The following is a 24,415-nucleotide window of genomic DNA, read 5'->3' as shown; positions in this document are numbered from 1 at the left end:
AATGGGAGCGTAGCGCCATCATGCAAACGCCAAGCACTGTAATCGAGAATGTCGAGCAGCTGAAAGAATACCTTCAGGTCGCCATTCAGCTCGAGCATGCCACGATTCCGCCCTATCTCACCGCCGCCTATAGCGCGAAGATCGAGGTCAACAAGCCTTCCATCGACATCATCAGTGCGGTCGCCAAGGAGGAGATGCTCCATTTGACCCTTGCGGCCAACCTGTTGAACGCCATCGGCGGTCAGCCCAATCTCATCTCGGCCGATTTCGTCCCGCATTACCCCGCGCATCTGCCCACCGGTCAGGACGACTTCGATGTCAGCATCGAAAAACTCTCCGATCACGCCCTTCAAACATTTCTCGCGATCGAACGGCCGACCTCGCTAAAACCCGAACAGGCGGATGCTGTCCAGTACATCGAAAAAACCATTCCTGTTTCAGGCCAGCACATCGATAAATCCATGCTCGAGAACGAAAATCCATTGGTCCCGATCACCGAGGCGGGGGACGGAAACTATGAGTTTCACTACAAGATCGCGGTCGTCCCGCATCATCAGCTGACCGCGCACCGTAGAGAGATCTCGGAGGCAGGCAACTCGCTCGTGCCTCGTGTGTCGACAACGAGCTCGCCGGAACACCATCTTGAACTTCATTATTGGAGCATCGGTGAGTTCTACAAGGCCATTCACCTCGGCTTCGTCGAGCTAGCTCACAAGATGGAAATGAAAGCCCTCTTCGCCGGCGATCCGAAGAGGCAGGTCGATCCTAAATACTACTATTCGGCCGGCGGTGAATTGACGGCCATTACCGACCTCAAGAGCGCTCTCATGGCCATCGACTTCATTGCCGACCAGGGTGAAGGCAGCAATCAGCGCGTCTATGACGCGGAGGGCGAACTTGCCCATTATTACCGGTTCGATCAAATCCTGAAAAAACGGTACTACCGGGATCCGAGTCGGGATGGCGCTCGCGATAGCGCCGGGGATCCTCAAGGCGGGAGGTTTCCAGTCGACATGGAAGCGGTTTTTCCGATCAAGGCCAATGCAAAGATCAGCGACTACGACGGCTATCCGGAGCTGAAGGAAAACGCTCTTCTCTTCAACGGCCAATACAAACGTTTCCTCGGACACCTGAACACAGCCTTCAATGGTCAACCGGAACTCTTGGGCGGTGCGTTTACCGCGGAGATGTTCCGCATCAAGGTCGCCATGGAACGGCTCATTCACTACCCGATTCCCGGTACCGGCGAAAATGCGGCGCCCACCTTCGAGATGGACCAATTCAAAGACCCACCGGCTGTATTGCCGTCGTCGTCCACACCCGCTCCAGCCACTCCTGCTACAAGCGTGTCCCATGTCTGATCATTTTGAGAATTTCCTCCGTCTCTCGGTGCGGCTCTGCGGAATATCGAGCTATGATCTGATGGGAACCGGTTACGCCAGGCGTTACTTCGAAACGATCGAGCGCATCATCGGCCATGATCTGCTTCATCGGCTGCTGGAGACATTCAGCGCCCTGCCCTCTGCCTCGACCGATAAGGCATTGAAGGCGGCCATCCTCAATCATCCGGAATTCGGTCCGATAGCCCGCAATATCATCAAGCTTTGGTACACCGCGACCTGGTTTCAGCTACCACCCACATGGCGGGAGAATTTTGGCGCGCTGCATGAGGACCGGACCTTTGTTCCTTACCCCTATGCCTACGCCGAATCTCTGCTCGGACCTGCCGTCGGCGCCCACCCGGCCGGCGCTAAGCCGACAGGCCATCAATCTTGGACACTCCCTCCGGTGTTTCTGCCAATTCCACCCGAGTGCGAGTAACCCCATCGACGTTGCCATGTTTGGATGACGTCCGTTCGGTAATGCGATTTTGGCCATGCTTACACTTCGTGGGCCGGATGCTGTCATGTCGCCCGGTCTTTTTATACGGCATGTCACGAACACTGGCCCTGATATTGCCTGCTTGATTGCTTGGCCTGCTGCCGGCTTTTCGATGTGCTTGCCCCGACAAATTCCGGGCTTTTCTTCATGTGAGCAAGGCTTGCCAATCTGTTTGTGAAGTTCGGGACACAACCTGTAATCCGTCGGCACCATTATTATGCCGCACCGAGAACATTCATCCTTACCCGCAGTTCGAAACGTCCACGAAGGAGGAGAAAAATGACGGATGAACGGTTCGAATGGATCAGCAAGCGAGCCTATGCCATTTGGGAGGCAGCCGGGCGACCATTGGGACACAGCCAGCATCATTGGGAACAGGCGGTCAGCGAGCGTGAGATCATGGAACGAACGCGAGCGTCGGTCGATGGCGAGGAGATACTTGTAAGGCTTCGACAGAAGACTGCAATGAACCAGCCTGAGCACAATGCACCCTATAGCGCCAGAGGCTAGCGCCCAACGGCCGTCGCTTCGAATAAATCTCGTTCACAGGCAATTCTTGCCGTGCATAATCCTGTTCGCATACTTGAGCACAATCGTTGATCATGCCGCCTCTTAAGGCGATCTCCCAATTCTGCGTTACATCGCGGCTCGACCCGGCCGACGTGCCGTTTTGCATTTAATCAGGGTCTTCCTCAATTTGCCGTTTGCACTGCCGATATGTGCAACGCCAGCGGCTTAGCCGGAGCTTCACCGTCACGGCATGACCTTGGATCGGCAGGTTTCGAAAACTGCAGTACGACCAGCCGTGCCGATTTCTGCTCCGGCATCGGCAATCAGGGCATATGCCGGACGTTGGCCCGCGAGCAAACACAACCCATTTGCCTTCATCGCTAAATGCGATGCTCTGCACTGTGACACCCAGACCGGGCGACCATTTCGATTTCGTTCGTATTCCGGCCCATAGCCGCGTCATCGCCAATGGCCCGTTAACCACACAAAGTGTGGAAGACCCTGGTTAACTGCCAAACCACATAATGGCCAGCGTCAGCATAATTGTAATGGCATTGTCTGGGGGGCATCGCCGTTGTGCCCTGTAGCCTGACGCGTGCGCAAAGTGCTATAATGCATAGCCGGAGCCAAAGTCCGGTCGCGTTTCAACCCGTGAATATGTAGCCGCGGATCATGGAACTCATCGTCGCCCTTGGCTTGATCGTCTTCAAGGTTGCGTTTCTGATTGCGATCCTCCTGCTGCTGCCCTTGCCGCTAACCTGGCTGGAACGAAAGATCGCCGGGCACATGCAGCAGCGGATGGGGCCGATGCGCGTGGGGTGGCACGGGCTGCTGCAGCCGATGGCAGACGGAATCAAGCTCTTAACCAAAGAGGACCACATCCCGGCCGAGGCCGACCGCTTCCTGTTCAAACTGGCGCCAATCCTGGCGCTCGTCCCGCCCTTTGTGGTGTTCGTCACAATCCCCTTTGGCGAAACTGTCTCGGTCCTCGGCGCAGAGATCACGCTTTACGTCTCCAACATGAATGTGGCGCTCCTTTTCGTCTTCGCGGTGATCGGGATCGAGGTCTATGGCGTCATCTTCGGTGGCTGGGCCGCCAACAGCAAATACGCTGTCCTGGGTAGCCTCAGGACCTGCGCGCAGATGATCAGCTACGAAATCCCGATGGGGTTCGCAGTCATCGGCGTGGTCATGTTGGCGCAATCCATGAGCCTGCTCGACATCGTGAGGGCACAAGCCAATCTCTGGAACGTCGTCTACCAACCGGTCGGCTTCTTCGTGTTCTTCGTCGCCGGACTGGCCGAGGCGCAGCGCATTCCCTTCGACCTGGCTGAAGCGGAAGGCGATCTGGGAGCCGGGTTCCATACCGAATACAGCGGTATCCGCTTTGCGTTTTTCATGATCAGCGAATATGCCATCGTGTTGCTGATATCGGTCCTAGTGGTGATCCTGTTCTTCGGCGGCTGGAACGGCGTGCTGGTCCCCTTGCCACCGCTCCTCTGGTTTCTGCTCAAGGTCGCATTCTTCGTCTATTTGTTTATCTGGTTCCGCTTCACTTTCCCCCGCTACCGCTACGACCAACTGATGGCGATCGGATGGAAAGTCTTGCTTCCTCTTTCGATGGCGAACATAATTATAACCGGTGTACTTTTGGGGGCCGTAGCGGCTCCCTAGCGAGGCGGCGATGTCGCGCGCGCAGGACAGAGTTGGAACATGGATTGGCTGGGCGTTCTTCGCCGATTTGGCGAACGCTTTGGTTCTGACTTTCGGCTACATGTTCTCCAGATCCGTGACCATGCAGTATCCGGACAAGGAAAAATGGTTGCCCTATTCGCGCTATCGCGGGCATCACTTCCTTACGCGTGATGAAGAGGGCGAGATCAAGTGCGTGGCCTGCGAACTCTGCGCGCGGATCTGTCCCTGCGACTGCATCGAAGTCGTCCCCTACGAGGACGAGAAGGGTAACCGGCACCCGGCCAAATTCGAGATCGACACGGCCCGGTGCCTGTTCTGCGGACTGTGCGAGGACGCTTGCCCGGCGGACGCAATAGCGCTTGGGCAGCAATATGAATTCTCGAGTTTTTCTTCGCGCGATTTGGTGATCGGGCGCGACGACCTGCTCGGCAAGCCAGGCAAGGCGGCAACCGGCGGCGGCGTAGTCGCTGCTTGCCTGAACACTGAAAAGGCCGTTCTGGTCGAGACCAGCGAGTCGCAGGGGTACAATTGGTGGCGGAATATTCGGCGAACGTAAACGCGCGCAATCCGTCAAGCCGAAGCGCGCAGACAGGAGGCTCAGATGCTTGTCGGCGAAATCATGAAGAACAAGGGTGTCGGTGTCATCGCGGTTACTCCCGATCAAACGATGGTGGAAGTCTTGAAGTTGTTTCGCGACAACAATATCGGCTTCGTCGTCGTCAGCCGATCGAGTGGCAAACACGTGGGTACGCTGTCGGAGCGAGATTGCTGCAATGCGGTGGCGGAATACGGGGCCGAGGCGACGATGATGCGAGCCGCGGATATCATGAACCGCAACGTGGCGACCTGTTCGGTCCGGGATGTGCTGCCCGTCGCTATGGGGATCATGACCCAGCGGCGTACGCGTCATGTGCTGGTCATGGATGGGAACGACGTCGTCGGCGTGGTCAGCATCGGCGATGTGGTAAAACACAGGCTCGACGAAGCGCAGCGCACGGAGCAGGATCTGCAGGATTACATCTGCGGGAACAGGTATCACTAAAGCGCATCGCGATCTTTCAGATTCGCTTCTTGCGCTTTAGGCCTTTGATTTTGCGCATGTCGTTGTCGCAAAACCGCTGCACACTTTTGCGCGACATGCGTTAGTCTAATAGGACGGGTCAGGGCAAGCGACCGGCCATGTCTTGGTCGTGATCCTCAGGGCTCGACGCAGAGCCGGTGGGGCGGGCGGCGGCCGTGGCTGGATGAACCTCCACTGGACACGGGTATTCGCCCCGCCGCATCAATCCGTTGAGACGCAGGGCTCTGTAGTTTTCGGGAACAAACACAACGCCCATGGGAAAACGTTTGTTGACTTTGAGCTTCGCAGTCAATTCGCCCTGAGCGGATCGCACGACCACCTGATCGCGGTCCGAGAGGCCAAGTTGCGCGGCATCCTGTACGCTCATCTCCACGTAGGGATCATCCGCGACCGTATTCAGGATCTCCGAGCGTTCGGAAAGATATCCGTTGTGGAACAAGCAGTCGCCGGTAACCAGCATGAGTCGGTCAACTGCTTTCGGGACAGATGGCGGCGCGAAGAGCTCGCCACCCGGGGGCGTCGGGACCGCTTTGGTGAATGCACCGTCGGCGGCAAGCGCTTCCGGCGTCAACTCATGGTAGGCGGGAACCAGCCGGACAATCTCGTCGAAAATCTCGCCTTGCGTGGACGGTTGCAGCGCTTGGTTGCGGAGCGCCGCGACGAAGTCGAAGATCGCCAAATTGCCTTGCGCCTCGAACGCCGGTTCGCGGAATTTGCGGACCTTCTGGGTTCGGCCTTCGTTGTTGGTGAAGGTGCCGGATTCCTCGCCGTAACCTGCCGTTGGCAGGACGACCTCCGCCAGGCCCGCTGTATCCGTGAGGAAGGCGTCCTGAACAATCAGGAGATCGGCGGCGCCAAGTGCCTGTGTCACGAAATCCCTGTCGGGATAGGCAATCAGGGGGTCGGCTCCGGCGATGTAGAATGCGCCCATCCGCCCACTGACGCAGAGCTCCAGCATGGCGTCGAGACCCGCGCCGGGTTCCGATGGGATTTCGGCGCCCCAGTTCCGTGCAAGAGTTATGCGCACCGCATCATCGCGGACCGCCCGCAGCCCTGGCAGAGCCGCCGGCAGAACCCCCATGTCCCAGGCACCCATCTGGTTGGCTCGGTCGAAGAGGAACTGCATTGCAGGGCCCTTGCCGAGCAGGCGGAGAACCAGCAGCAGGTTGTTGAGCTGCTGCAGCGTCGCGTGCGCTTCCGGTGATCTCAGGAGGCTGATGCTGACAAGCACGGTGACGCTGCGACCTTCCTTGAGTGCCGTGGCCAGACGATCCGGCCCATCACTGCCGTTGCTCGCCGCCGGCCTTGCGATTGTCGCGCCGAACTGCGCTAAAGCATCGCCCGGCAAGGTCGCGCCGGCGGCCGCCACGAGCCCGGCTACCACTGCCGCAAGGCAAGCCGCCTCTCCGCCCGGGGGAACGCGAACGACCGTCCGGGCATCTGCGTCCAGACGGGATGGCCGTGCCGAGAGCATGAGCAATCTAGTCTGCCGCCGTCGTGCGCCGTCCCGCAATAGGTATTCGGTGACCGGGTTCTCCTCTGTGACGTTGCCGCCAACGATGAGGACGCAGTCGTTGCCGATCACCTCGTCGAGCGGCGCGCGGCTGTAGAAGCTTGCCACCAACGGACCGAGTATATCAAAGGGCGTGGACCAGCGTGTCGAGCAGTCGATGTTGTTGGTCCGGAACACCGTCCGCATCAGCTTCTGGAACTGATAAAGCACCTCGTTGGGCAGGCGCGGCGAGGCCAGCCCGCCGGCAACCTTGCTCTCGACAGCCGACAGCCGCCGGCGCAGATAGTCCCCCGCTTCGTCCCAGGACACCGGAACCAGGGCGCCGTCACGACGGATCATCGGCCGCCTGATCCGGTCCCGGCTCACGATGAAATCGAGGCCGAAGCGTCCCCGCACGCAAAGCGTTTCGTGGTTGACCCCTTCGTCCCATTTCGAGCGCACCCGCATGAACTCACCCTTGCGCGTGCCCACCGTCAGCTGGCAACCGGTGCCACAATGCGGGCAGACCGTGTCGGTCTCGACCAGGTCCCAGGGCCGCGCCTTGTAGCGGTAGGGGAAGCTCATCAGCGCACCGACCGGGCAGACCTCAACGCAATTGCCGCATTGGTCGCAACTCGCGAGACTGCCCTCGAAGCCGGTGACGGCGGTATCCATGCCCTTTTCGACGGTACCCAGGGCAACCGCGCCGACGACCTCCTCACACATCCGGACGCAGCGCTGGCACTGGATGCAGCGGTTAACGTTCATGATGATGACCGGGCTGAGACGGATATCCTCGGAGTGGAACACACGTTTGTCATCGCGAAACCGGCTTTCGCGGGGCCCGTAGGCCATCACCATGTTCTGAAGCTCGCATTCGCCGCCCTTGTCGCAGATCGGGCAATCGAGCGGGTGATTGGCGAGCAGCATGTCGAGCATGGAAGAGCGCGTTTCCTCGATCAGCGGCGTGTTGGTCCGCACCACCATACCGTCGATGACCGCAGTGGCGCAGGACGGCTGCAGCCGCCGCTGCCCTTCGATCTCCACCAGACACATACGGCAGGAGGCCAGCGCCGGCAGGCGCTTCAGATAGCAGAAAGTGGGGATGTCAATGCCCAAACGCTGGGCGACCTGCAGCACTGTCGAGCCAGCCTCAACTTCCAACGTCTGTCCATCGATCGTAACGCTAACCATACGTCCTCGCAGTCCTATCCCAGCGCACTCCCTTAGTGAAACGGGCACCTCCGCTCCTCGATATGGGCGACGAACTCCTCGCGGAAATGCGCGAGTGCAGCCCGCAATCCCATCGCTGCGCCGTCCCCCAAGGCACAAAACGTATTGCCGAAAATGCCTTTGCAGAGCATCTCCAACTGCTCCAGATCGCCGGGTGCGCCGTCTCCGGCCTCAATGCGGCGCAGGACCTTCACGACCCAGTTCAATCCTTCCCGGCATGGCGTGCACTTGCCACAGGATTCATGGTGGAAGAACTCGATGATCCGGGTGGCGACCTTGACCATGCAGGTTGAGTCGTCGATCACGACCACGCCAGCCGAACCGAGCATCGAGCCGACGGCAGCCAGCGAGTCGAAATCCATTCCCACCCCCAGCCCATGCTCCGGAATTACTGGCGCTGAGACGCCGCCCGGGATCACTGCCTTGATTCTGCGTCCCGGCAGCGCGCCCCCTGCGTGGGTCTCGACCAGTTCGCGCAGCGGTATCCCCATCGGCAACTCGTAGAGGCCGGGTTTGCGCACCTGCCCGCTGACGCAGTAGAGCTTCGGGCCGGGGCTCTTATCCGGGCCGATGCCGCGAAACCAATCCGGCCCCCGCATAACGATATGCGGCACGCAAGCGAGCGTCTCGACATTGTTGATCACGGTAGGGCTGGCGTAGAGCCCGGCCACCGCCGGAAAGGGCGGCTTCAACCGCGGCTGCGCCCGCTTGCCTTCGAGCGACTCGAGCATTGCAGTCTCCTCGCCGCAGATATAGGCGCCAGCGCCGCAGTGGATGTGGACGGTGAAATTGAAATCCGAGCCCAGAATGCTCGTTCCCAGATAACCTTTTTCGTGAGCCTCTGCGATCGCCTGCTCCAGATGACGGATCGCCGTCACATATTCTCCGCGGATGTAGACATAGGCGGTTTCGGCCCCGATCGCGTAGGCGCTAACCGCCAGCCCCTCTATGAGTTGATGCGGGTCGCGCTCCATGATGATCCGGTCCTTGAAGGTGCCCGGCTCGCCTTCATCGGCGTTGCAGCACAGATATCTCGGCTTGTCGCCCCGCTTCGGCACGAAACTCCATTTCATGCCCGTAGGGAATCCGGCACCGCCGCGACCGCGTAGGTTGGATCGTTTGACAAGGTCGACGACCTCGTCGGGCGTGCACTCGCGCAACACCTTCGCCAGCGCCTGGTAGCCGCCGCCGGTCTCATAGGTCGACAGCAAGTGACTGCCCGACATGCCGACATTCTTGAGAAGAACTGGCTCGAACATGGCGTTACTCTCCCGGCGGTCGCGGAGCGGCGTGCTCAACGCTCGCTACTCGTCCCGCCTTTGCCCGGAGGCCGTCCAAGAGTGTGTTTATCCGCGCGACATCAAGGTCGCCGTAGTAGTCGTCGCCGACTTGCATCACCGGCGCCATCTCGCAGGCGCCGAGGCACTCGACAGTCGAAAGCGTGAACAGCCCGTCCGGGGTGGTGTCGCCCTTCTTGATCCCCAGCGCCGCTTGCAGATGCTTCAGCAGGTCCTCGGATCCACACAACATGCAGGAAACATTGTCACAGAGCTGCAGGTGGAACTTGCCCACCGGCTCGGTATGAAAGAGCGTGTAAAAGGTCGCCAGCTCGTAGACCCAGATCCGCTGGACTCCGAGAATGTCGGCAACCTCCTGCAGCACCGGACCAGGCAGATGGCCATGCTCCTTCTGCGCGATCAGAAGCGCGGGCATGATCGCGGAGCGCTGGTCGGGATACCGCGCCGCCACCTCTTCGATCTTTTCGCGCATGGTCATCGCGTCCAAATCCCTGCTACTTGTCCACCTCCGCCATCACGGGGTCGAGGCTGCCGAGCACGGCGATCATGTCCGCCAGGTAGCGGGCGTTGGTGACCCCGAAGAGTGCCTGAAGGTTGACGAACGACGGTGCCCGCACCTTCATGCGGAACGGTTTTGGCGACCCGTCGCTGATGATGTAGAAGCCAAGCTCGCCCTTCGGCGCCTCGATCGCCGAATAGACCTCGCCCTTCGGCACCTTGAAGCCATAGGCTGACAGGTCGAAATGCTGGATCAGCGCCTCCATCGAGCAGTGCACCCGACGCTTGTCCAGCGGGAAGGCGATTGTCGGCATGTCGATCTGGAACGGCCCCTCGGGCATCTGGTCGATGCATTGTTCGATAATCCGGAGGCTTTCGCGCATCTCGTCGACCCGACACCGCCAGCGTGCATAGCAATCTCCCTCTTTGCGGGTGATGACGTTGAAATCGAGCCGATCATAAATTTCGTAGGGTTCGTCGCGGCGGATGTCCCAGTCGACGCCCGAGGCGCGCAGGTTCGGGCCGCTCAGACCGAGATCGATAGCGTCCTCGGCCGAGATCACACCGACCCCTTTCGTGCGCTTGAGGAACACCCGGTTGTTCTCGAGCAAGAGTTCATAGTCGCGAATCCGGTTCGGGAAGATGTCGCAGAACTCCCTGATCTTGGGCAGGAAACCATCAGGCAGATCCTCGCGCACCCCGCCAACCCTGCAGAAGGACGTGTGCATGCGCGCACCGCTGATCATTTCCAACAGATCCATGATCATTTCACGCTCGCGCATGACGTAGAGCAACGCGGTCATGGCGCCGAGGTCCATCGGCAACGCGCCGGTGATCAGGAGATGGCCGGAGATCCGCGCCAGCTCGGCCATCATCACGCGGATATACTGCGCCCGCAACGGTGCTTCTATGCCGAGGAGTTTCTCCACCGCCAGCGCAAAGGCCAGGTTGTTCGAAGGCGGGCAGAGATAGTCGAGACGATCCGTCAGCGGGAAAATCTGCGTATAGGTGAAGCTCTCTGCCAGTTTTTCGGTGCCGCGGTGGAGGTAGCCGATATGCGGGTCCACGCGCTCGACATACTCGCCGTCCAGTTCGAGGACGAGCCGAAGAACCCCATGAGTGCTGGGGTGCTGCGGGCCGAGGTTGAGAAGCACTTCCCTGGTATTGAGCGCTTCGCCTTCTGGCCTGCTGAGCTCGGTGACTTCGGTCATCTCAACTTTCCGGCGTAGAACGGCCTCCCTTACGGAATGTCCCTGGTGGCGAGGTCGGGTTGTGTTGGCGGCGGACCTTCCGCACCAAAGGGATTCAACTGATCCTTGTAGCCACGCAGGGGGAAATCCTTGCGTTGGGGAAAGCCCTCGAAGCCCTCCCACATGTAGATCCGGCGCAGATCGGGATGCCCCTCGAACCTGATGCCATACATGTCCCAGGCCTCGCGCTCATGCCAGTTGGCCGTGCGCCAAACTCCCGTGACCGAGGGAACCTGCGGGGGATCGCCGAGCCGGCACTTGATGCGAACCCGCCACCTGTTGGGCAGCGAATAGAGGTGGTAAACCGCCTCGAACCGCGGCGTTTCGGGATAATGATCAACCCCGCAGATGTCCGAAAGGAAATTGAACCGCAGCGCGGGATGTTCTTTCAGAAACCGGCAGAACGCGACGATCTCCGCAGGTGGAACGGCAAAGGCATGAATGCCGTGTGCGGCGCCGAGATCCTCGATTGCTCCCCCGAAACGCTCCATGATCAGAGCGCGATTGAGAGGCAGCTCCACACTCATGACGTTGCAACCCGATCGAGAGGCGTCCCGGCCAGCGCGCGGGACCTCTTGATCTTCTCTTGAAGCAGGAGGAAGCCGTGCATCAGCGCCTCGGGCCGGGGCGGACAGCCGGGCACATGCACGTCGACGGGCACGAAGGTTTCCGACCCCTGCACCACGGCGTAGGTGTTGTAGACCCCGCCCGAAATAGCGCAGGTGCCCATTGCGATCACCCAGCGCGGTTCCGGCATCTGGTCATAAAGCCGCCGCACGACGGGCGCGAATTTCCGGGTCACGGTGCCGGCGATGATCATCACATCGGACTGTCGCGGCGAAGGGCGAAACACCACGCCGAACCGGTCGAGATCATAGCGGGCGCACCCCGCCGAGATCATCTCGATGGCACAGCAGGCAATTCCGAAGGTCTCGGGCCACAGCGCCGATCTCCGGCTCCAGCCGATAATGCTATCGGCCGTAGTGAACAGCACGCTATCGCGGATCGCGTTATTTACGCCTCCCATTCCAGCGCTCCCTTCAGCCAGGCGTAGGCAAAGCCCACGAGAAGCAGCAACATAAAGACGAACATCTCGACATAGCCGACCAGCCCGATTTCTTTCAGGACGACAGCCCAGGGAAAGAGGAACATTGCCTCGACATCGAAGACGACCAGCAAGATGGCGAGAATAAAAAACGGCACCCTGAAGCGACCCGCGGCGGCCTCGCCCGCCGCGTCCATGCCGCATTCATAAGGCATGTTCTTCGCGGCATAAGGATTAGACGGTCGCAGCAGCGAGGAGACGAAAAGCGTCGCCCCCGCCACCAGAACAACTCCAGCGACCATGAAAAGAACCGGCAAGAATTCCATTGCAGTCATATCGCACTGCACCGGTCACCCAACTGGGGGCTTTCCTCGGACGGCACCGACCTCGTTTGGGGCCGGTAGCGCGGTCGCCCCGGCAAGCGCTTGGGCAATCCTTTCTTGAAGTGTCAGTTTATTCCGTCGGGCGGATCATTGCAAATCCAATCGATCAGCCGCCAAATACCGAATGTTGGGCAAGCCTCAGAAACCACGACGGAAATAGGCCGATACCGATGGTGCCGGCGGCGGTAAAGGCGAGCGCGGCGCGCACTAAGGGCGTCAGCGCCGGGGCAAAGGCCCTCCCTGGCTCACGCATATAGATCACCATGACGATGCGGATGTAAAAGTAGGCAGCAACGACGCTCAGCAGCACTGCGATCACCGCCAGCACGACGAAACCTCGATCGACGAGCGCGACCAGCACGTAGAACTTGGCGAAGAACCCGGCCGTCGGCGGAATGCCGGCCAGCGAGAACAGAAAGAGCAGCATCAGAAGGGCAAGCCCGGGATGCGACTTGGCCAAACCCGCATAGTCTTCTATGGCCTCGCCCGAAAAATCGGCATTCCGCATCATGATGACGGTACCGAAAATTCCGAGATTCATGAAAGAATAGATCAGCAAGTAGAGCATCACGCTGGCGATGCCGTCCGGGCCGCCGGCCACCACGCCGAAAATGGCGAACCCGGCATGGGCTATGCTGGAATAGGCCAGGAGGCGTTTGATGTTATCCTGTACCAGCGCCACGAAACTGCCGAGCGCCATCGTCGCCACGGCAATGACTGCAACGATGATCCAAACGTCCGAGGCTGCGACCAGAGGGTTGAGGAACACCCGCAGGATTACCGCGAACCCCGCCGCCTTGGGACCTACCGACATGAAAGCGGTGATCGTCGTCGGTGCGCCCTCATAAACGTCTGGCACCCACATATGGAACGGCACCGCACCGACTTTGAAAACCAGCCCCGCGACAATGAAAACCACCGCCAGCAGCAATCCGGGATCGAGTGGATCGCCGGTCACCGCCGCAGCCATCCCGTCCAGTTGCGTCGTACCGGTGAGTCCATAGACCAGAGAAACGCCGTAAAGGAAAATCCCCGTCGAGACCGAGCCGAGGATCACATATTTCAGCGCCGCTTCATTCGACCGACGCTGCTGGCGCAGGAAGCCAGTCAGCACATAGGTGCAGAGCACCATCAGTTCGAGACCCACATAGATCGACAGGAGATCGGTCGCCGACGCCATGATCATCATTCCTGAAAGCGCAAAGAGCAGCAGAACATAGTATTCGCTGCTCCCGATCCCTTCGATATCGGCATATTTTCGTGAAAGGAAGAATGTCAGAATGGTGGCTAGGTAGAACACGAACTTGAAGAAGACGGCAAAGCGGTCGGCGATGAACATACCGGCATAGGCAGGCCGCACCTCGCTTGCCAGCATCAGCGTACCGAGAGCAGCAATCAGCACGACCGCGACGGATGCCCAGACAAGGAAATATTCCTGTTCCCTGCGCACAAACTGTCCGAGAATCAGCAGAATGCAGGCCCCAGAGACCACCACGATCTCGGGCCCACTCGCGAGGATCGACTGGACAAGCGCGGCGGCGGTCATTGGCCGCTCCCCCTACCATGCACCTGCGCCAGCAGATGCTGCACCGAAACATCGATGATGCTGAGAAAGGGTTTCGGATAGAGCCCGACCCAAAGCACGAAGACGGCTAGCGGCAAGATCGCAATCATTTCGCGGGCATTCACGTCGCGTACCTTGACCCGGACGCCGACGCTGGGCGGACCGAGTGCGACTTTCCCATACATGCCAAGCAGATAGGCGGCACCCAGCAATGCACCCGAAACGGCGGCTGTACCGGCCGCCAGGTTGGCCGCAAACCCGCCCGACAGCACCAGCAACTCGCCCACGAATGAATTCGTTCCCGGCAGCGCCATCGACGACAGGGTGAACAACGCAAGGAACGCGGTATAGACCGGCGCCAACTTCATCAGCCCGCCATACTCCGCGATGCTGCGAGTATGCGTCCGCTCGTAGATCAGGCCGACGAAGAGGAACAACGCGCCCGTCGTTACGCCATGATTGAACATTTGCAGGATGCCGCCTTCGAGCCCGCGGAGGTTCAGCGCAAAAATTCCGAGCGTCACGAAGCCCATGTGGCTGATACTGGAATAGGCCACCAGCTTCTTCAGGTCGTCCTGCGCCAGCGCAAGCAACCCGCCATAGACGATCGCAACCGCCGAAAGCACGAGCATCAGCGGCGAATAATGCACCGAGGCCGCCGGCAGCATCGGCAGGGAGAACCGCAGGAATCCGTAGGCGCCCATCTTCAGGAGCACACCGGCGAGAATGATGCTGCCCGCCGTCGGCGCCTGCACATGGGCGTCCGGCAGCCAGGTGTGGACCGGGACCATCGGCACTTTGACCGCGAAGGCGATCAGGAAGGCAAAGAACAGCCAGGACTGGACCTGGAACGGCAAATCCTGCGCCGTCAGGGCGATAATGTCGAAGGTCTTGCCGCCATGGAAATAAAGCACGATGACACCGATCAGGAACAGGAGGCTGCCCGCCAGCGTGTAGAGGAAGAACTTGAATGCGGCATAGACCCGTCCGTCGCCGCCCCAGATGCCGATGATCAGGTACATCGGGATCAGCATCGCCTCCCAGAAGACGTAGAACAAGAACAGGTCGAGCGCGCAGAACACCCCCAGCATCAGCGCCTGCATGACCAGCAGACTGACCATGAACTCCTTTACCTTGCGGTCGATCGCGACCCACGAGGCGAGCACGCAGATCCAGCTCAACAGCGCCGTCAGGAACACGAAGAGTGCGCTGATCCCGTCGATGCCAAGCGCATAAGCGATGCCGAGAGCGGGCACCCAGGGGCGCGTCTCGGTGAATTGCATCGCGTGGGTTGTGGTATCAAAGCTGACGAGCATGACGATGCAGAAAGCGAGGTCGAGGACGGTGACGCAGAGCGCCGTCCACCGCACTGTGTGGTCGCCGCGCAGAAACATCAGAACCGCCGCCCCGGCGGCAGGCGTGAATACGATGAAGCTCAGGAGCGGGAACCCCATGCCACCCCCCTACCGCCATGCCACTGCGAAGACAACGATGGCTGCGGTCACACCGACGATCATGGCGAGCGCGTAATGGGTGACGACGCCGGTCTGGAGCCGCCGTAGCCTCGCACCGCCACGCAGGATCGAGCGGGCAACGCCATTCACGACGGCGTCGACGCCGGTGAGGTCGATCCGCAGTCCCGCCCGCGCCGCGCCATGCAGGAAGGGCAGCGCCACGGTCTCGGACACGTCGCTCACCGCCTTTTCGTAGCGCGCCAGCGGTTTTTCGGCGAGCCACATAAAATATCGCGCGCCCTTGCGATAGAACCAGTCGGTGTCGATGCTGATCGTGTTCTCGGGGTCGAGCGCCTTGAGGAACAGCACGAATCCCAGGGCGGTGAACATCAGCAGACCGAGGCTCTCCGTGACATGGAGGCCTGTATAGGGTTCGAAGTCGACCGGATAGGGCAGAAGCGCATAGAGCGGCTGGGGGAACACTCCGATCGCAATGCAGAGCACTGCCGCCATGGCCATCGCAACCAGCATGTTGCGCGGCGGCTCCCGCGCCTCCAGTTTCCGATCCGTGCCGAAAAACATGTAATACGGGAGCTTGAGTCCTGTGTGCAGGAACGTCCCAGACGACGCCATCGTCAGCGCCAGCACCACCAGCGCCCGATGATCCGCTCCAGCAGCTGATATCACCATCGATTTGGTGACAAAGCCCGAGAAGAACGGAAATGCCGAGATCGCGAAAGCGCCGACCATGTAAAGTGCCACGGTCAGCGGCATGGTCTTGTAGAGCCCGCCAAGCTCGGTGAGCTTGCGCCGCCCGGTGACGTGGATCACCGCCCCGGCCCCCATGAAGAGCAACGCCTTGTAGAGGATATGCGCGAAGGCATGGCTGGTGGCTCCGTTCACCGCCATCTCGGTGCCGATGCCGATGCCCGCCACCATGTAGCCCACCTGGCTGACGATGTGATAGGCCAGGAGGCGCCGGCAGTCGTTCTCCAGCACCGCATAGATAACACCGTAAAGCGCCATCGCCGTGCCGAGCCAAACCAGAAGCTCGGTGCCCGGAAACGCCCGCGCCAGGACGTAGACGGCGGTCTTGGTGGTGAAGGCGCTCATGAACACCGCGCCGGTGACGGTCGCCTCCGGATAGGCATCGGTCAGCCAGGCGTTGAGCGGCGGCACCGCCGCGTTGAGGACGAATCCGGCAAGGATCAGATAGGCGCCCACGCCCATCCCGCCTTCGATCGAGCCTCGCGCCATCGGGCCAAAGAGCAGCGAACCGGTGGCGATCCCGTGGAGAATGATGCCCCCGAGCAGAACGACACCGCCGGTGATATGGACCATGAGATAGCGGAATCCTGCCCGGATCGCCGGTCCGCCGCGCTGCGCGAAGACCAGGTACGCAGAAGCGAATGCCATGGCTTCCCAGAACATGTAGAGGGTCAGGTAGTCGCCGGCGAATACCACGCCGAGTGCGCCGCCGACATAGACGAAGGCTGCCACGTGCTGGCCAGCGTCCGTCAAGTGCAGCGCATAGACCATGCCGATCAGCGCCATGATGGTGAAAACGGCGGCAAAGACGATGCTCAGCTTGTCGACCTTCGCGATCAGGATTTCCTGCCCGATGAACCGCGCTTCGCCATAGCTGCCCGGCTGCATCGTGAGCACGGCGAGGATCGCCAGGGCCGGGATCAGCAGCAGATAGGCCTTGCGGATCGACCCGCTGAGGAAAGGGATCGGCAGAGCGCCCAGAATGAAGAGCAGGGCTGGATGGATGAAGTCAGTCATAATAATCCTCGCGCCGCATCAGCCCGACCCGATGGCCGAGAAACTTGGAAACGAAGATGAGCAGTATGCAGGAGCCGAAGCCGTAGACGGCGGACCAGCCAGGCAGGCGGTCCCACAGGTATTCAGCGTGTTCACGAAAGACCAGAAAGTCAGCCGCGACGATCACAACGAGCACCAGATAGAACAGTCGGCGCCGGCGCCTCGCATAGTCTTCGTCACCAAAGAAATCGATGACACGCCTGATCATCTGACCACTCCGTCCGCCAGGGTGAGGAAATAGCCGGGGAAGATGCCCATCAGCACCGACAGGATGGCGGTCGCGACGAGCGGGATCGTGACCATCGGAATTTCACGGACCGTCGGAGGGCTTTCCTGCGCCTCCGTCCCGAAAAAGGCGGCATAGCTGACCGGCAGGAAATAGGCGGCGTTCAGGATCGAGCTCGCCAGGAGCACGACAAGGAAGGCGATCTGCCCCGCCTCCACGGAGCCCAACGTCAGATACCACTTGCTGACGAAACCCGCGGTCGGCGGCACCCCGATCATGCTCAGCGAGGCGACGAAAAAGGCACCCATCGTCCAGGGCAGCCTGCGGCCGATACCGGCCATGTCGCTGATGTTTCGCTTGCCGGACGCGCAATAGATCGACCCGGCGCAGAAAAAGAGTGTGATCTTGGAGAATGCGTGCGCAGCGATGTGGATAATGCCACCGACCATCGCGACCGGCGACAGCAGAACCGCGCCCAGCACGATATAGGAGAGCTGGCTGACTGTCGAATAGGCGAGCCTCGCCTTCAGGTCATCCCGCGTCAGGGCATAGACCGATGCCATCAGGATTGTGAATGACACCAGATAGGCCGTAGCGATGCCGAGACCCAGCTCCCCGACCAACTTGACGCCGAAGACATGGAAGACAACCCGCAGCAAGCAAAACACGCCCATCTTGACCACTGCCACTGCATGCAAGAGCGCGCTGACCGGCGTCGGCGCCACCATCGCGGCAGGCAGCCAAGCGTGTATCGGCATCACCGCCGCCTTGGCGAAGCCGAAGAGATAGCAGAAATAGACGACCGTCAGCAGCCCCGTCGAGGCATTAACGCCCGCCAAAAGCCCCCCCTGTCTAAAATCGAGCGATCCTGCGATGGAATAGGTCAGTGCCAGCGCAGCGAGCAGCACGCTTTTCGAGGCGCCCATCAAATAGACGAGGTACTTGCGGGCGCCTATCCATCCCTCTTCGTCCTCGTGGTGGTAGACGAGCGGATAGGTAACGAGACTTAGCGCTTCGTAGAATATGACCAACGTGAACAGATTGGCGGCGAAGGCGCCCCCAACGGCGGCCGCGAGGCTGGTGGCGAAGCAGGCAAAGAACCGGGTCTGCGCATGCTCGTTCAGGTGCCGCATGTAGCCGATGGAATAGATCGCCGCCACGATCCACAGCAGCGACGAGACGGTGGCGAAAACCATGCCGAGCGCATCAGCCCGGAAAGCAAAGTCAATCCCCGGCAGGATCTCGAACAGGCGCAAATCGACGGTCCCGCCCGAAAGCACCGTGGGTGCCATCGACGCGACAATGGCGAACAGGACGATTGCGGCCAATGGCGAGACGGCATCGCGGAGTTTCTCGCGGTTGTTAAGAAGCAGAATTGCTAGGGCCGCCAGGCCTGGGACGGCGACGGCTAGTAGTGGCCGGATCGATATCACCGGGTCCAAGCCGCTATCCTTTCATCATGGTCACGTCGTCGACCTTGAGGGTGGATTTATTCCTCACAAGGGCGACCAAGATGCCGAGGGCGACGGCAACCTCCGCCGCGGTGATTGCAATGACGAAGATCGCGAAAATCTGCCCGCGGAAATTGTTGTAGTAATGCCCGAAAGCGATGAAATTGATGTTGACCGAGTTGAGTAGCAGCTCCAGCGACATCAGCACAACCAGAATGTTGCGCCTGAGCAGTACGCCCGCCGCTCCGATTACGAACAGGGCCACGCCGAGCAAAATATACCACCAGAGCGGGACCATCACCCCGGCTCCTTCCGCGCCAGCACGATGGCGCCGACCAGGGCGGCCAGCAGGATCACGGAGGCAGCTTCAAACGGCAGAAGATAGTCGGCAAAAAGTGTCGTGCTGAGCTGCCTAATCTCATCGCCGCCAGGCGTAGCGACGGTCGCTGTGGCCGAAAAGCGGCCGCTCCAGAGCACCAGCGCAAGCATCTCGGCCCCAAGCAGAACGAGCAGCACGAGGGCCGGCAGGTTGCCGCCCGGCAAGAACCGCTGCAACACCGCTTCGCGCACATCGATCATCATGATCACGAATAGGAACAGGACCATGATCGCGCCGACATAGACGAAGATCTGGATGACCGCGAGGAACGGAGCCTCAAGCAAGACGAAGATTGCGGAGATCTGCAGGAAACAAGCCATCAGCGCCAATGCGCTGTGAACCGGATTCCGCGCCAGGACCATAGTCAGTGCCGCGATCACGGACACCGTTGCGAACAGAAGAAAGAACCCCTGATCCATCGACGCAACCCTCCCCCGCGAGCTGCCGCTCGGCGCGAGACGGCCGGATTTGAGGTAGCTCCGCACTTCAGGTGCATTTACAAATTGTGCGCCAGTATTGTCTTTTTCACAAGATTATTGTCGTTGGCGGCGCGAAACTAGGCCGGCCCGGATGTGACGAAAGCCGCGCGCGAACTGCGCTCTTTCGACTGTGCTTCTGTAACGGGCCTTTGCTCGTCAAGTCCCTCAGCACCAAAATCTCGTCACCAGGTCATGCTTCTATCCGTGTTGGCGACAGATAGAAATCAATCGTATTCCCGAATTTGTCGACGGCCCTATAGAGGTATGGCCATTGACCGCGGAGCTTCACACAGGTTTCATCGATGCACAGCTCGTCGATTGTGGACGGCGCCAGTGCCAGCGCAGCCGTTTTTCGATCTCAGGCGGCACTCCTGGACCCTGCGGTCGATCGTGCAATGATCGACCGGTGCGCCTCGTTCACCCATCATCTGTTCAAGATCGCGGTAGCTGACACCATAACGGCAATACCAACGGACCGGCCAAAGGATAATCTCACCCTCAAAATGACGCCACTTGAAATCCGACGTCACCAGCGCCGGCAATCAAATGACGTTTTCGCCAATCAGCCCGATTTTTTTGCAACGGAGCCAGGTAGTGCCCTACTGAGGGTCTTGAACGGAATCGAACCGCCGCCTGGATATCGGTGATGGGATAAGGTCTTATTCTGGAACAGAAATCAGTGATTATCTACCAGCTGAAAGATCAACATCAATTGTGCCCTGTCAACGGCGCTAAATGGACTGTGGGCAAAGTGACAATCCGCACCAATTAAGCCGGAAAATGTGTGTTCTCGATAGTATTATTGCAACGACCGTAAGCAGCGCAACGTGGCGAGAGTGAAAGCCCACTATATCAGTAGGGCTGTTTACGGCTATTTAAGCTCCATGGCTGACTTTTGATCCGCAAGATGCGCATGTGAGTTCCCTTCCAGAGAAGGCAGGGCTCCTGTGTTTTGTTTATAGGTCAGCCGGCTGGACGCCCCGCGCCCCGCCGATATGGGACGTTCCGGAAGGCAACATCGTTCATGATTCAGAGATTTCAATCCCTGTCCTTCAAGGTCATCGCCACCTTCATTCTACTGACCGCACTGTCGATCGCGGTCATCAACGTTCTCGCCTATTTTGCGAGCAACCGCATTTCCAGCGAACAGGCGCTCAAGGCAACGGAGAGTGTCCTGATCTTCCGAGGCGACATGCTGCGGGATCAACTGGACCAACTGGAAAACCAAGCAAACTCGATTGCGCGTATCGAAGCGATACAGATGTCGATAACAAAGCTGAAAAGCGGCTGGAACTCCATCGGGAAGACCGGCGATGCCCGCGCCGAATTGAAGAAGGTGTTCATCACCAACAATCCGAACCCGGCCGACCAGCGCGAGAAGCTGATGAAGCCAGAGGCACCAAGCGGCTTTTATTATTCCAACCATGAGGCGACACAGAGCGAGGTCGCGCGTGACCTTGAAAGCACCGCCTTCAGCGACCTGTTGATTGCAGATCTCGACGGCAACGTCCTCTACTCGTATAAGAAGAATGACGATTTCGCCGAGAACCTGAAGGCCGATGTGTGGAAGTCGACCGGCGCCGGGCTCGCATTCGCAAAGGCTATCGAAAACACCGCCAAAGCGACTGACAATTCCGCGCCGACAGGCTTCTCCGGTCTTCGCATCGATACGAGAAACGGCAAGTCGGCGATCTTCTATGCTGTGCCAATCGTCAGGCTTGGCGCCGCGAAAGGCATCATCCTCTTCAAGGTGCGCGACGATATCATCAGCAGCATCCTCACCAAGGGCATCGTGGCCGGCAGCACAGCGCAGGCCGCTATCATCTCGGAAGATGGCTCGGCTATCGGCGTGAACGCGGACGGTCAGCTCGTGACGCTCGATGCCACGCCTTTCACATTCGCGAAGGACGCGCTTTCGGCAAAAACCATGACGGTCAGCGACTTCGATCGCGCCGATGGTTTGGCGCGGGCCTATGTCCGCGGTATCGACTACCAAAATTCCCGCTTCCTTATTGTGGAAAGCGTGCGTCTTAGCGAACTAAATGCCGGCTCTCTCGAAATCGCAACCTTGTTGACGATGATCGCGTTCGGCGTTCTCGCCGTCATGGCCGCGGCGACCTGGGTCATCACCAAACCGCTGTTCTCGCCGCTTGCCCGCCTTGCCCGCGTCACCCGCGATGTTGCCGATGGCAATCTTGACGTCGAGATCGGCAGCCAGAATCGCGACGACGAGATCGGCACGATGGCGAAAGCACTGGCACGATTCAAACAATCGCTCATCGAAAGCCGCGAGCTGGAAGCTGCCAGCAATGACATGCGTATGCATGCCGAGCGGGATCGCCAAAAGCATATGGCCGAGCGTGAAGCTGAGGCACAGACACTGCAGGAGGTCGTTCAATTGATCGACGATGGTCTGCGCCATCTGGCCAGTGGCAACCTTGCCTATCAGATAGAGACCCGTTTCCCGACCGAACTCGAAGGCCTTCGCATAAATTTCAACGACGCATTGACGGCCCTCAGCGAAACGATGACGGCGATCGGAGGAAACTCCATGGCGATGCGTGCAGGCTCAGAAGAAATGCGCACCGGTGCCGACGAGCTAGCCGAACGCACCGAACGGCAGGCTGCCTCGATCTCCGAGACGGCAAGCGCGATCGATGCGATCACCCAATCGGTTCGCATTCAGATCGAGCGCGCTGAGCAGGCCGAACGTATTGCCCGCGACGCCAAGCGGGAAACCGTGGGGTCCAGCCAGATCATGCGGGAGACGATTGCCGCGATGGAGGCGATCCAGGCTTCGTCGCGCCAGATCAACTCTATCATCGCCGTGATCGACTCGATTGCCTTCCAGACGAACCTTCTGGCGCTCAACGCCGGCGTCGAGGCGGCGCGCGCCGGTGAAGCCGGCAAGGGATTTGCCGTCGTTGCGATGGAAGTTCGCGAACTGGCGCAGCGTTCGTCCGGCGCTGCAAAGGAGATCACGAGCTTGCTGCAAAAGTCCACACATGAGGTTGAAACGGGCGTATCGCTCGTCGAGCGTGCCGGCGCCGCGCTGACCGGTATCGGCAGCCACGTCGAGGCAATCAACGGCCAGATCAGCGAGATAATGGAAACAACCAGCGAGGAAGCTGACACGCTGCGTCAAATCAATGTGGCCGTTTCCGAACTGGATGCGATGACGCAGCAAAATGCCGCCATGGTCGAGGAGACGACCGCAGCGATCCACCGGCTTGCCGCGGAAGCTGCCGAAATGGACCTTCAATTGGCGAACTTCACCCTGACACAGGAGCATCGGGGTGCCGAAGTACACGTCTTGAGACGTCGGGCGTAGGTGTGCTTTGAGGAAGAGCTCATAGACCGGATAGGGCCACTTGGCTTGGTCCAGGTTGCTTGCAGCGGCGCGAAGATTAGCCGCTGCTCGGTCGTCATTGCCGGCCCCGCGGCAATCACCGCAAACGCAACGCTACCGACGAGCGCGGCCTTACCGAAGCGAGGTGCAGAGCTGCTCCATGGCACGTTCATGTCAAGTCGCTGCTCGCCACCGCCATCGGCCCGCGTATCCTTTTTCATCTCGGTCTCGTCTTGAGGATAACGTGCTGCCCAGATTGGTGGCCGGCAATCCGAGGCAGAAGGAGACCCATGAAATGGCAAGTAAGCAAAGCGAAGCGAACAAAAGGCATTACGAGACTCTTATGGCCCATGCACAGAACGGCGAACAACTGTCGCCTAAGGAGGCCGCCGCCTGGAACGACGCCGAATGGACCAAGCTGACGGCGGAACCGGGTGGCGTGGACTTTCTGGAGGTGGAGGTTGCCGACAGGCCGGCGCTTTGGATCGTCCCGAAAGGTGCTACGCATGACCGTGTCATCTTCTATATTCACGGCGGCGGATTTGTAGGCGGCTCAATCTACACCCACCGCAAGATGATCGCCCATCTTGCCAAGGCGACCGGCTGCCGAGCCCTCGCCATCAGCTACGACTATGTTCACCAGGGGCGGCACTATCCCGCCCAGCGCAATCAGGCCGTTGATGCCTTTCGCTGGCTGCTGGATCAGGGCATCGAGCCTCGACATATCGCAGGCGCCGGGGATTCAGCCGGCGTCACAATCCTTTTTGGCGCACTTCTGGTGTCCCGCGATCGGGGGTTACCACTTCCAGCTGCGATCATCAGCATCTCCGGCTGGTACGACCTGGCAGCAAGCGGTGCGAGCTACCAGTCGAACAGCCAGAAGGATCTCTTCTTCCAGAAGGGAACGGTCGAGTGGCTGGCCGGCATGGTGCTCGCCGGGGTAGACCCACGCGACCCCTATGCGAGCCCGCTCTACGCAGATGTCGCCGGCTTCCCGCCGATCTTCCTGCAGGCCGGCGGCAATGAAACACTGCTCGACGACAGCCGCATCTTTGCCGAACGCGCCAGGACTGCCGGCGTCGATGTAAGGATCGATGTGTTTCCGCAGATGCTTCATTCCTTCCAGATGATGGCCGGCCGCGCACCGGAAGCGGACGATGCGATCGGCAGGTTCGCCGCGTGGGTAAGGCCGAAGCTCGGGCTGCCCGGGACGGAAAGCAACGCCTCATGATTGTCGTGAGGCAAAAGGCCGACGAACCGGATTTCCTTTGCTTCGTCGGCTCAGGTACGATGAAGGCGGCTAGGGAGCTTGCGACAAGGGTC

The 24,415-nt window shown here is 59.9% G+C and carries 22 protein-coding genes and 1 pseudogene; 8 read left to right on the top strand and 15 right to left on the bottom strand.

Going from position 1 to position 24,415, the window contains the following annotated elements:
- Positions 1-20: 20 nt before the first annotated feature.
- From QD409_RS02420 to QD409_RS02395, 6 genes are all read left to right on the top strand, one after another.
- Positions 21-1,361, top strand: coding sequence for a ferritin-like domain-containing protein (locus QD409_RS02420; RefSeq protein WP_430761836.1), 1,341 nt, complete (start codon positions 21-23; stop codon positions 1,359-1,361).
- On the top strand, positions 1,354-1,821 hold the full coding sequence (locus QD409_RS02415) for a hypothetical protein (RefSeq protein ID WP_430761835.1): 468 nt from the start codon (positions 1,354-1,356) through the stop codon (positions 1,819-1,821). The genes QD409_RS02420 and QD409_RS02415 overlap by 8 nt, the downstream gene beginning before the upstream one ends.
- A gap of 339 nt (positions 1,822-2,160) precedes the next feature.
- On the top strand, positions 2,161-2,391 hold the full coding sequence (locus QD409_RS02410; protein WP_430761834.1) for a DUF2934 domain-containing protein: 231 nt from the start codon (positions 2,161-2,163) through the stop codon (positions 2,389-2,391).
- A gap of 672 nt (positions 2,392-3,063) precedes the next feature.
- Positions 3,064-4,065: an NADH-quinone oxidoreductase subunit NuoH gene (gene nuoH, locus QD409_RS02405; RefSeq protein WP_430761833.1), complete on the top strand. Its 1,002-nt coding sequence runs from the start codon at positions 3,064-3,066 to the stop codon at positions 4,063-4,065.
- 10 nt (positions 4,066-4,075) lie between these two features.
- Positions 4,076-4,642: an NADH-quinone oxidoreductase subunit I gene (locus tag QD409_RS02400; protein ID WP_430761832.1), complete on the top strand. Its 567-nt coding sequence runs from the start codon at positions 4,076-4,078 to the stop codon at positions 4,640-4,642.
- 45 nt (positions 4,643-4,687) lie between these two features.
- Complete coding sequence (locus QD409_RS02395; RefSeq protein WP_430761831.1) at positions 4,688-5,128, top strand: CBS domain-containing protein; 441 nt, start codon at positions 4,688-4,690, stop codon at positions 5,126-5,128.
- Between the two features lie 118 nt (positions 5,129-5,246).
- Here QD409_RS02395 and nuoG read toward each other — a convergent pair whose 3' ends face one another.
- From nuoG to QD409_RS02320, 15 genes and pseudogenes are all read right to left on the bottom strand, one after another.
- Positions 5,247-7,853, bottom strand: a complete 2,607-nt coding sequence (nuoG, locus tag QD409_RS02390) for an NADH-quinone oxidoreductase subunit NuoG (protein ID WP_430761830.1) — start codon at positions 7,851-7,853, stop codon at positions 5,247-5,249.
- Between the two features lie 32 nt (positions 7,854-7,885).
- Positions 7,886-9,151, bottom strand: a complete 1,266-nt coding sequence (gene nuoF / locus QD409_RS02385) for an NADH-quinone oxidoreductase subunit NuoF (protein WP_430761879.1) — start codon at positions 9,149-9,151, stop codon at positions 7,886-7,888.
- A 4-nt stretch (positions 9,152-9,155) separates the two neighbouring features.
- The gene (nuoE, locus tag QD409_RS02380) at positions 9,156-9,668 is read right to left on the bottom strand and encodes an NADH-quinone oxidoreductase subunit NuoE (protein WP_430761829.1); all 513 of its coding nucleotides are present in this window, start codon (positions 9,666-9,668) and stop codon (positions 9,156-9,158) included.
- A gap of 16 nt (positions 9,669-9,684) precedes the next feature.
- Positions 9,685-10,899 (bottom strand): NADH dehydrogenase (quinone) subunit D, encoded by a 1,215-nt coding sequence (gene nuoD / locus QD409_RS02375; protein ID WP_092843839.1) that lies wholly within the window; start codon positions 10,897-10,899, stop codon positions 9,685-9,687.
- A gap of 29 nt (positions 10,900-10,928) precedes the next feature.
- Complete coding sequence (locus tag QD409_RS02370; RefSeq protein ID WP_430761828.1) at positions 10,929-11,465, bottom strand: NADH-quinone oxidoreductase subunit C; 537 nt, start codon at positions 11,463-11,465, stop codon at positions 10,929-10,931.
- On the bottom strand, positions 11,462-11,965 hold the full coding sequence (locus QD409_RS02365; protein WP_133707465.1) for a NuoB/complex I 20 kDa subunit family protein: 504 nt from the start codon (positions 11,963-11,965) through the stop codon (positions 11,462-11,464). The genes QD409_RS02370 and QD409_RS02365 overlap by 4 nt, the downstream gene beginning before the upstream one ends.
- Complete coding sequence (locus QD409_RS02360) at positions 11,953-12,318, bottom strand: NADH-quinone oxidoreductase subunit A (protein ID WP_092843845.1); 366 nt, start codon at positions 12,316-12,318, stop codon at positions 11,953-11,955. Before QD409_RS02360 ends, QD409_RS02365 begins: the two co-directional genes overlap by 13 nt.
- A gap of 154 nt (positions 12,319-12,472) precedes the next feature.
- Positions 12,473-13,912 (bottom strand): NADH-quinone oxidoreductase subunit N, encoded by a 1,440-nt coding sequence (locus tag QD409_RS02355; RefSeq protein WP_430761827.1) that lies wholly within the window; start codon positions 13,910-13,912, stop codon positions 12,473-12,475.
- The gene (locus QD409_RS02350; protein ID WP_430761826.1) at positions 13,909-15,384 is read right to left on the bottom strand and encodes an NADH-quinone oxidoreductase subunit M; all 1,476 of its coding nucleotides are present in this window, start codon (positions 15,382-15,384) and stop codon (positions 13,909-13,911) included. The genes QD409_RS02355 and QD409_RS02350 overlap by 4 nt, the downstream gene beginning before the upstream one ends.
- Before the next feature lie 9 nt (positions 15,385-15,393).
- Positions 15,394-17,169: a Na(+)/H(+) antiporter subunit D gene (locus QD409_RS02345; RefSeq protein WP_430761825.1), complete on the bottom strand. Its 1,776-nt coding sequence runs from the start codon at positions 17,167-17,169 to the stop codon at positions 15,394-15,396.
- Positions 17,162-17,416, bottom strand: a complete 255-nt coding sequence (locus QD409_RS02340; protein WP_430761824.1) for a hypothetical protein — start codon at positions 17,414-17,416, stop codon at positions 17,162-17,164. The genes QD409_RS02345 and QD409_RS02340 overlap by 8 nt, the downstream gene beginning before the upstream one ends.
- Positions 17,413-18,876, bottom strand: coding sequence for a monovalent cation/H+ antiporter subunit D family protein (locus QD409_RS02335; RefSeq protein WP_430761823.1), 1,464 nt, complete (start codon positions 18,874-18,876; stop codon positions 17,413-17,415). The genes QD409_RS02340 and QD409_RS02335 overlap by 4 nt, the downstream gene beginning before the upstream one ends.
- 4 nt (positions 18,877-18,880) lie before the next feature.
- Complete coding sequence (nuoK, locus tag QD409_RS02330) at positions 18,881-19,183, bottom strand: NADH-quinone oxidoreductase subunit NuoK (RefSeq protein WP_092843857.1); 303 nt, start codon at positions 19,181-19,183, stop codon at positions 18,881-18,883.
- The gene (locus tag QD409_RS02325; protein ID WP_092843859.1) at positions 19,183-19,683 is read right to left on the bottom strand and encodes an NADH-quinone oxidoreductase subunit J; all 501 of its coding nucleotides are present in this window, start codon (positions 19,681-19,683) and stop codon (positions 19,183-19,185) included. Before QD409_RS02325 ends, nuoK begins: the two co-directional genes overlap by 1 nt.
- Positions 19,684-19,945: 262 nt before the next feature.
- Positions 19,946-20,273: pseudogene (locus tag QD409_RS02320) on the bottom strand (IS6 family transposase); the annotation flags it as partial.
- 494 nt (positions 20,274-20,767) lie between these two features.
- Here QD409_RS02320 and QD409_RS02315 point away from each other — a divergent pair.
- A complete protein-coding gene (locus QD409_RS02315; RefSeq protein ID WP_430761822.1) occupies positions 20,768-23,074 on the top strand; it encodes a methyl-accepting chemotaxis protein in 2,307 nt (768 codons plus the stop codon).
- Between the two features lie 361 nt (positions 23,075-23,435).
- A complete protein-coding gene (locus tag QD409_RS02310) occupies positions 23,436-24,323 on the top strand; it encodes an alpha/beta hydrolase (protein ID WP_430761821.1) in 888 nt (295 codons plus the stop codon).
- The last annotated feature ends 92 nt before the right edge of the window (positions 24,324-24,415 follow it).

Origin of the sequence: Rhizobium sp. BR 315 (assembly GCF_050577975.1) — a bacterium.
Taxonomy (GTDB): domain Bacteria; phylum Pseudomonadota; class Alphaproteobacteria; order Rhizobiales; family Rhizobiaceae; genus Rhizobium; species Rhizobium miluonense.
The sequence above is the reverse complement of the archived record's forward strand: the minus strand, read 5'-3'. Positions and strand labels throughout refer to the sequence as shown.